A 7,897-nucleotide genomic window follows, 5' to 3' on the forward strand; every position below is an offset into this window, starting at 1 on the left:
TTTTGTTGATATGAATCTTCGCCACCACCGATATTATACACAGAGTCCGTTCCGGCGGGAGGGTCAGATGTGTATAAAGGCCGGGGGTCGGACAGGGCGGAGGGGGCGTGCCCGTTAGCCGGTAACCTGATCAACGTGCGGCGCGGCGCACCGGTTCGATGCGATGCACGTGCTCGTGGCGAAAGCGAATGCGCTGGCCGGGGGCCTTTTGCGCAGGCGCTCCGCAAGGCACGACTTCCGTGGTGTACGTGGTCGTGCCATCGATCGGCGCGTTGAAGATCACGGTGGCGCGGATGGCCGGGCCGTTCGCCGGTTGCAGGTAAACGATGTCGCCGATATGGATCGGCATGTGGTCCAGCTTGGTATGAGCCGGGCGTCGGATCAGGTCCGAGGTAGTGAAACGAGTATTCATGGTGTGTTCTCTTTCAAGTTCTTGTTATGGGAAATGCTGCGCAGCGCATGCCGCGTAGACCGGACGAGAGTGCTGTAACACGTCGCGTACTGTCCGCGTGCCGAGTCATGCATGACACTAACGCATAACCGCTGCCGATCCTTTGCGCATTCTCATGGTTTTGCGTGCGCGCGGGTTGGCTGCGGGTTGCGGCTCCAGGCATCGGCCTGGGGCTCGCTGCCAGAACGTTGGCGGGCTGAATGGATGGCGGGCCGGGTTCTGGCGTGCGGCTGCTTTGGGATGCGGCCACGAAATAGGGTGATTCGAACTGCTGTGCAATCTTGCCGGACTGGGCGGCGCAATCTTTACAACGCGATTTGGCATGCGGTCAGGCTTGCCGAGTGCCATGTCGTCGCAGCAGTTTGCTGTGCTGCGGTTTGTATTTGGCTTGCTGTCTATTGGCTTGCAGGTCTGCGCTTTCAGGGTTATCTGTCGCAGAGCCTGGGTAAGCCAATGTTTTGAGTGCGCCCCAGGTTTTCGGGTACGTCCTCAAGGGGGGCCAGGGGTTGCTGGGTTGCTTTTATTTGCCCTGGCTGGTCGAGTCGAATCAACGTTTTATAGGTGTTTTGGTCGACTCAACTAACGACTATAGCGCGGACGTTGCGACTTTGCAAGGCTTTTTTGCGGGGGCAGGGGCAGGGGGGGCTGCCGGTATCCCCATAGCCCCTCTTTTCCCCTTGGCCGGTCCGGGATCAATGCGTGGCAGGGCGCGCCTGGCGTTGCGCTTCGATGATCAGGCCTTCCAGGCGCGGCGACATGCGCAGGGCCACCTGGGCGGCCGTCGAGCCGTCGGGGCGGGTTTCGGTTTCCAGCGCCAGCTCGACGCGCTCGCCGTCAAAGGCGTCGGGGGCCGCCTGGATCTGCACGTAGCGATTGAGCAGGGCATCCACGGCCTTTTGTGCGTCGGCCAGGGCTTCCTGGCCCAGCTTGTCCGGCCCCAGGTACTGATTGGCGACGCGCGCCAGGTCGTTCATGAAGAACAGCAGCGCGGCGGCGCCGTGGCAATCGGGATGCGCAAAGCCCCAGCTGGTGGGGGAAGTGTCTTGGGTCATGTCAGTGCAACGGCAAAAAGTGACGGGCGGCCGAGCGGCGCTGGCCGGCAGGCCGCCATTTTAGGCGATGGGGCATGCAGGTCCGCCGCGTCAGGCATACTTGTCGCCCCATGATCAGACTTGCCATATCCTCGGACCTGGGTGTCTTGCCCGATATCGAACGTTCCGCCGCCGGCCGGTTCCTGGGCACGCCCATGGCCTGGGCCAGTGCGGGCGACCCGTTGCCTCCCGCGGTGCTGGCGCAGGCCATGGCCGACGGCCTGCTCTGGGTGGCACTGGACGAGACGGGCCGGCCCGCGGGTTTCGCGCTGGCCCGGCCGCTGGACGCCGACCTGTTCCTGGCTGAAATGTCGGTCGCGCTGCCCCATCAGGGCCGCGGCCTGGGTCGGACGCTGCTGCAGGCGGTGATCGACCACGCAGCGGCGGCATGCACCTTCCACGGCGTAGTGCTGACGACCGACCGTGAGCTGCCCTGGAATGGCCCGTTCTATCGCCGCGCCGGCTTTGTCGAGGTGCCCGTCGAACAGCAGGGGCCGTCATTGCGCGCGCAGTTGCGCCATGAGGCCGATGCGGGGTTCGATCCGGCACGGCGCTGCGCGATGCGTTTGTCCGTGTCGGCGCATTGACGCGAGGAAACCCGCCCCTGTGTCAACTCGATTCGATGGCAACAAATTCCGCCCGAGCGCGGCGCGAGACGAGCGCTTCGGGATAATCTGCCCGAGGGGCCGGGCTTGCGCCCCCGGCCCATGTGTTACGCAAGGAGGATAGGCATGGCATTGTTGCGGATGTGCCTGGCGGGCATGGCGGCGGCGTCGATACTGGCGTTGGCGGCGTGTGGCAACCGCGAGCCCGAGCAACGCGCAGCCTTCATCCAACTGCTGCAAAGCCGTATCGATGCGGGCACCCTGGTGCCCATCGGCGCGCTGAGCGACACCGAAAAAGATGCCGTGGGCGGCTACGACGACGCCTATGCGGTGATTACCAGTTTCCAGGCCTCCATGGCCAAGGCGGCCGCGCCGCTGCGCCAGGTGCTGGCGGCAGAGACCCTCCGCTCGGTGGGCGACATCCTGCAACGGCGGCAAGCTTTCGAGGCGGCCCGCAAGACGCTGGCCGACAGTGCCGGCGACCTGCAAGCGGCCCGCGCCAAGGCGGACCGGGCCCGCAGCGGCCTGGCCCTGCCGCCGGATCTGGCGCCTGTCTATGACGGAGTCTACGACGAGGCGGTCACTGCGCCTGCCGCCGAACTGATGCAGGCCGCCGGCATCATGGATGCCGTGGCGCGCGATGCCTTGGGCATTGCCGATTTCGTTGCCGCCAACGCCGCGGACATCACGCTCGACGACGACCAGGCCAAGGTTGCCACCCCGTCCCTGCAGCAGGCGTTGAACCAGCGCTTGCTGGCCCTGAATGCGCGTTCCGTCGCCTTGGAGCAGGCGCGTGCCACCATTCAGCGCGCCGCGGGCGGCAATTCCTGAGCGCAGGTTACGGTCCGTGAATCCGGGTGGCGCGCGGGCTGGCTAGGGCGGGCCTTTGTACAATGCGGGTCTCGCGGCGCATGCCGCGCCTTGGACGGAACATGAGTCAATCTTCCAGTTTGCACTACAGAACCTTCCTGCTTTTGCTGGCGGTCGTTTCCATCGCGTTCGGCTGGCTGCTCTGGCCGTTCTATGGCGCGGTGTTCTGGGGCGCCATCCTGGCCATCCTGTTCGCGCCGCTGCAACGCCGCCTGGTGGCCCGCATCGGCGGACGTCGCAACCTGGCCGCCCTGATCACGTTGCTGCTGGTGCTGTTCCTGGTGATCCTGCCGCTGGTCGTCATCAGCGGATCGCTGGTGAACGAAGGCGCCAACCTCTACCAGGGGATCAAGTCCGGACAGTTGAATTTCGGCGCCTATTTCCAGCAGGCCATGGCTGCGCTGCCGCCTTCCGTGCATGATCTGCTGGCGCGTTTTGACCTGGCCGACATTCCCAGCCTGCAGGAAAAACTCAGCGCCGGGGCGATGCAGGCCAGCCAGTTCCTGGCCACGCAGGCCTTGAGCATCGGCCAGGATACGTTCCAGTTCGTGATCAGCTTCGGCATCATGCTGTACCTGCTGTTCTTCCTGCTGCGCGATGGTCCGCAACTGGGTCAGCGCATCAAGCGCGCCATGCCCTTGAGCCACGCGCACAAGCAGCATCTGTTCCGCAAGTTCACCACCGTGGTGCGCGCCACGGTCAAGGGCAACATCGCGGTGGCGGCGTCCCAGGGCCTGCTGGGTGGCATCATCTTTTCCATCCTGGGCATTCAGGGGGCGCTGCTGTGGGGCGTCATCATGGGCTTTCTGTCGCTGTTGCCCGCGGTGGGCGCCGGCCTGATCTGGGCGCCCGTGGCGATCTACTTCCTGCTGACCGGCGCCACCGTCAAGGGCGTGGTCCTGATCGCGTTCGGGGTGCTGGTGATCGGCATGGTCGACAACGTGCTGCGTCCCATCCTGGTGGGCAAGGACACCAAGATGCCCGACTACGTGGTGCTGATCTCGACCTTGGGCGGCATGGCGTTGTTCGGTCTGAACGGCTTCGTGATCGGCCCTCTGATCGCGGCGCTGTTCATGGCCAGCTGGGACTTGTTCTCGCCGCCCGACGAAGCGGTCATCGAGCCTGTCGAGCCGCGGCCCCCATTGCCTGCCGACGAGGCAGGACCCGCCAAGACCCGGTAGCCGATCGCGCGGATTGCCTGTCGTCAATCCGCCGTCAGCCTGCCGGGTGTAAGGTGTAATGCAGAGCCGGCCCGCGGGGCCGGCCTGATCGGTATGTCAACCTCGATGCCGGCCTCTGCGGCACTTGCCGATGCCGGCCTCGCTTACCTGGAGCGCGTCGGACATGGATTGGAAGCTGCACAAATCGGGCTGGATCGAAGAACGCAACTTCGATATCGAATTCGCCGAAACCCCCGAGGGCTATCACGCCCGCGTGCGGGTCTTTGGTTTTCCTGTGTTGGAAGACACCAAGAATGTCTTTCCGAACGAAGCGCTGGCGGAAAAGGGCGCGCTGACGCTGCTCAAGAGCCAGTTCACGGGCACGCCGGACCTGCAAGACAAGCCCTGAGGACCGGTCCCAGGCGTTGATGGCGCTGGGCGGCCGCAGGCGCTGGCGCTGCGGCAGGTGCCCATGGTCAATCTTCAGTGCAACGGCAAGCGCCGCCCGCCGACAATCAGGTCGCGATCCGTGCGGGGCTGGGTACTGACCTGGCCCTGTGCCAGCGCATTGCCGATATCGTTGGGCTGGCGGTCTTCGGTCCAGCGCTGTGACTGGGCGCCAACCCTGCGCCACGTGCCGTCCGGGTCTTGTGTGTAGGTGATGAATTCTTCGTAGCCGTCCGCCTCGGTGAACGTGCGCGGCGGCACATACAGCACCAGGTCGTTGGCGCCCGCACCCGTGACGTCGGCGTGGATCAGCCAGCAACGCCGGTGTGCCGCGGCGGCGTCTTTCGAGGCGGCCTGGTCGGCGCTGATGCAGTTGCTGGTTTGGAACGGGGCGGAAAGTGTGGCGGCGGCCCACCAGCCCTCGGGCACCGCACTGCCTGCGGGGTACACATTGAAGGTGGGCATGGCGGGAGACTTGGCGATTCTTGAGCCCGTGCGTCGCGGGTCACCCCAGTCGTAATAGTTGCCTTTCAGGGCCAGCTCGGCGGCGATGGCGATCTCGGGGCTTTGCGCCTGGGCGGCGCCGTCGGCCAGGCGCTGCAAGGCATGGCGGCCGTAGTCGCCGTGGTCGCGTGCCATGGACAAATAGCGGAAATCACCCGGTGGCACCCGGCCGTCGACCAGGCGTTGGATCTGGCTGTCGACGGTGAGCCGGTCGGGGCTGAGCAGCGGCGTCTGGACCGCCGCCAACATGGCCAGGGCGCAAAGCGCGGCCGCAATGTTGGTCGCGCCCAAGATGGCGTGAAATCGTCGGGGCGCCCAGGCCGCCAGGGCATAGCCTGCCGCGTAGACGACCAGCAAGGCCGCCAGATAGATGCCCCACACGCGGGGCGTGGTCCAGCCGTATTGCTGCACCCGCACCGCCAAGCCGTACAGGGCGACCAGCGCCAACGGCAGCAGGCCGATCGCCGCCACTCGCAACACCGCCCGCAACCGAGGCCCGAAGGGGGGCGCATCGGGGCTGTCTTGCCAGGCCGAATTGATCAGCTTGATCCACAGGGCACTGAAGGCGATCAGCGCACCGGCGGACAGGGCCCCGGCCTGCAGATCCAGCGTCAGGCGGGCAGCCAGCGCCAGCACGAAGGCGATGCCGATCAGCGCCACCAGCGGCAACAACCACGCCGTGAGCGTGAGCCATGAGCGTTGCAGGGTATCCGCCAACTGCGGGCGGCGGCGCACGGCCGCCAGGCACAGGGCCAGCACCAGCGGCATCACGGTCAGGGTGAACCAGATGGACTGGACAAGGTCGTCGACCATGATGATGCCGATCATGCGGAACATCTGGCCCGTCGCCCAGAACAGCAACGACACCGCCAGCGCCAAGCCGCCGGCCAGCGCCAGCGTCACCGTGTTGCGCCACGCCGCGCGAAAGACCGCCGGGTAGTTCCAATGGGGGGCGGTCGGGTCCAGCGCCTGCACCAGCGGCAGCAGCAGGAAGGCGCTGCTCGCTGTGACCAAGGTGGCCACGGCACGCAGGCCGGTGCTGTCGCCGTCGACCGGCAATGGGCCCAGCAGCGTCGTCAGGCTATAGGCATGCAGTGCGGGCAGAACCACGCCGAAGGCGAGCAGGGCCGCCAGCCAACGCCTGGCCGAAGGCATGCCGGCCAGCAGGGCGCCGGCCAGCGGCACCAGCCACGCGAATTGAATGGCAAACATCGTGGCGTAGGTGCTGCGCCACGGCCAAACGTGGTGTTTCAGCGCCGCATGCAGCGCCAGCGCACCCAGCGCGCCGAGCACGCCGTAGAGCAGGATGGTTCTTTCGGCGGGCGACAGGCGGGAGAGTTGGGGCATGGGGGTCAGAAGTCCTCGCTGCGCCAGACCTTCAGCACGCGGCCGAAGACCTCGAAATCCATGCCTTCGGTGATGTCCCAGGCGTCGTACTTGGTGTTTTCGGATTTCGCCCGGACCACCAGGCCGGTGGCGGTGGGAATGCGCTGCAGCCGCTTGATGAAGCCTTCGCTGCCGACGCGGAAGAAATAGATGGCGTCGTATTCGACGGCCTGCACGCCCCGGTCGACGATCAGGGGGTCGCCCGGGTTGAACATGGGGCGCATGGAGTCGCCGAAACCGGTGACGATGCACAGGTTCTTCGAGGCGGAAAAGCCCCGGACATTCTTTTGCAGCCATTCAGGGCTGACGTTCCAGCTTTGAATGACGCCTGGCTGATCGCGCAGTTCCAGGCCATTACCCATTGCGCCTCCGGTATCGAACTGGGCGATGAGGACGTTGTCGAGGTTCGGTCTGCCCAGCCGTGCATGGTCGAAAGAAACGAGCCGGCCTGACGGCTCGTCCGGCATGGCATCGGGAGAGATTTCGCGCCAGAGGTCGGGGTGGGGAAGATCCATCCAGTGTGCGGACTGGCCCAGGCCCATGGAGAGCTTGGCGGCCAGGGCGTCGCCGACCTTGCGCGGGTTCTTGTCCCGCTTGCCTTGGAATCCTTGAAGGATCTGGTCGAGGTATTTGCGACTGACGCCGGCGCGTTCGGCCAGGCGGTCTACGCCCCCGGCCTCGTGCACGGCGTACTTGAGGTTGTTCAGTCGGATCGATCGGATGTCCATGGTAGCGATAGTAGCAATCCGCTACCCGAAAGTACAGTAGCGATTCGCTGTTGACTTCATGGTAGCGACTCGCTACCATGAATTGCAACTCCACGACAGTCGGGCTGGCCGCAAGCCGACGCAGGAGGACCACAACCGGCATAAACCTGGAACAAGGATGACGAGGCATGGCATTTGGTTTTGAACGGGGGGCGTCCCGATGAAATACGCCAAGGAAGTCCTGGAAACGATGTCCGCCCACCCCGGCCGCCCATGGCGCATGGCCGAACTGGTGCGCGGGGCGTCCGGTGCGCGTGAACTGTCGCGCCGCGAACGCAATGCAATGCGCCAGGCGATATTGCGTGTGCTGGAAACCCTGCACGACGGGGGGCAGGTGGCGCGCATCGAACACGCCCGCAACTCGCTTGCCTATGTCTGGAGCGAAGTGCGACACGCGGAGGATTGCGCCCACGCCTGACCTTGCTGCACAATTCGTTCATGCCGTCGCGCTTTGCGCCGACGGCCCCAAACAAGGCCCGCCCAGTGCGGGCCTTATTTATGAGAGGGTACGTACGTCCGGCCAACACGTCGGCAAGTGCTCTTTGCAGTCTCCCTGACCAGGCTCGCCATCGGCGGGCCTTTTTCATTTGCGCGCCCCGCGTTCTCGCCGAGAACG

General features: G+C 65.4%; 9 protein-coding genes. 5 read left to right on the forward strand and 4 right to left on the reverse strand.

What is annotated here, in order from left to right; genetic code table 11:
- Positions 1–130: 130 nt before the first annotated feature.
- Positions 131–412: a hypothetical protein gene (locus AC6LJ2_RS29675; RefSeq protein WP_263914925.1), complete on the reverse strand. Its 282-nt coding sequence runs from the start codon at positions 410–412 to the stop codon at positions 131–133.
- A gap of 731 nt (positions 413–1,143) precedes the next feature.
- Entirely contained in the window at positions 1,144–1,503 is a 360-nt protein-coding gene (locus AC6LJ2_RS29680; RefSeq protein ID WP_263914926.1) for a hypothetical protein, read from the reverse strand.
- Between the two features lie 110 nt (positions 1,504–1,613).
- Between AC6LJ2_RS29680 and AC6LJ2_RS29685 the strand changes: the two genes are divergently transcribed.
- The 4 genes from AC6LJ2_RS29685 (at position 1,614) to AC6LJ2_RS29700 (ending at position 4,586) form a co-directional block, all read left to right on the forward strand.
- Positions 1,614–2,129 (forward strand): GNAT family N-acetyltransferase, encoded by a 516-nt coding sequence (locus tag AC6LJ2_RS29685; protein WP_498152736.1) that lies wholly within the window; start codon positions 1,614–1,616, stop codon positions 2,127–2,129.
- 144 nt (positions 2,130–2,273) lie between these two features.
- Positions 2,274–2,978 carry a DUF3053 family protein gene (locus AC6LJ2_RS29690; protein ID WP_498152737.1) on the forward strand — a complete coding sequence of 235 codons (705 nt, stop codon included), beginning with the start codon at positions 2,274–2,276 and terminating at the stop codon, positions 2,976–2,978.
- A 101-nt stretch (positions 2,979–3,079) separates the two neighbouring features.
- Positions 3,080–4,198 carry an AI-2E family transporter gene (locus AC6LJ2_RS29695; RefSeq protein WP_263914929.1) on the forward strand — a complete coding sequence of 373 codons (1,119 nt, stop codon included), beginning with the start codon at positions 3,080–3,082 and terminating at the stop codon, positions 4,196–4,198.
- Between the two features lie 163 nt (positions 4,199–4,361).
- Positions 4,362–4,586, forward strand: a complete 225-nt coding sequence (locus tag AC6LJ2_RS29700; protein WP_263914930.1) for a hypothetical protein — start codon at positions 4,362–4,364, stop codon at positions 4,584–4,586.
- A gap of 74 nt (positions 4,587–4,660) precedes the next feature.
- On the opposite strand, the gene AC6LJ2_RS29705 is transcribed toward AC6LJ2_RS29700, so the two are convergent.
- Both AC6LJ2_RS29705 and AC6LJ2_RS29710 read right to left on the reverse strand, forming a co-directional pair.
- Positions 4,661–6,475: a DUF4153 domain-containing protein gene (locus AC6LJ2_RS29705; RefSeq protein ID WP_263914931.1), complete on the reverse strand. Its 1,815-nt coding sequence runs from the start codon at positions 6,473–6,475 to the stop codon at positions 4,661–4,663.
- Between the two features lie 5 nt (positions 6,476–6,480).
- Complete coding sequence (locus AC6LJ2_RS29710) at positions 6,481–7,242, reverse strand: S24 family peptidase (RefSeq protein WP_263914932.1); 762 nt, start codon at positions 7,240–7,242, stop codon at positions 6,481–6,483.
- A gap of 199 nt (positions 7,243–7,441) precedes the next feature.
- On the opposite strand from AC6LJ2_RS29710, the gene AC6LJ2_RS29715 reads away from it, so the two are divergent.
- A complete protein-coding gene (locus tag AC6LJ2_RS29715; RefSeq protein WP_263914933.1) occupies positions 7,442–7,699 on the forward strand; it encodes a hypothetical protein in 258 nt (85 codons plus the stop codon).
- The last annotated feature ends 198 nt before the right edge of the window (positions 7,700–7,897 follow it).

The sequence above is a fragment of the Achromobacter sp. 1014246743 genome (assembly GCF_059760725.1).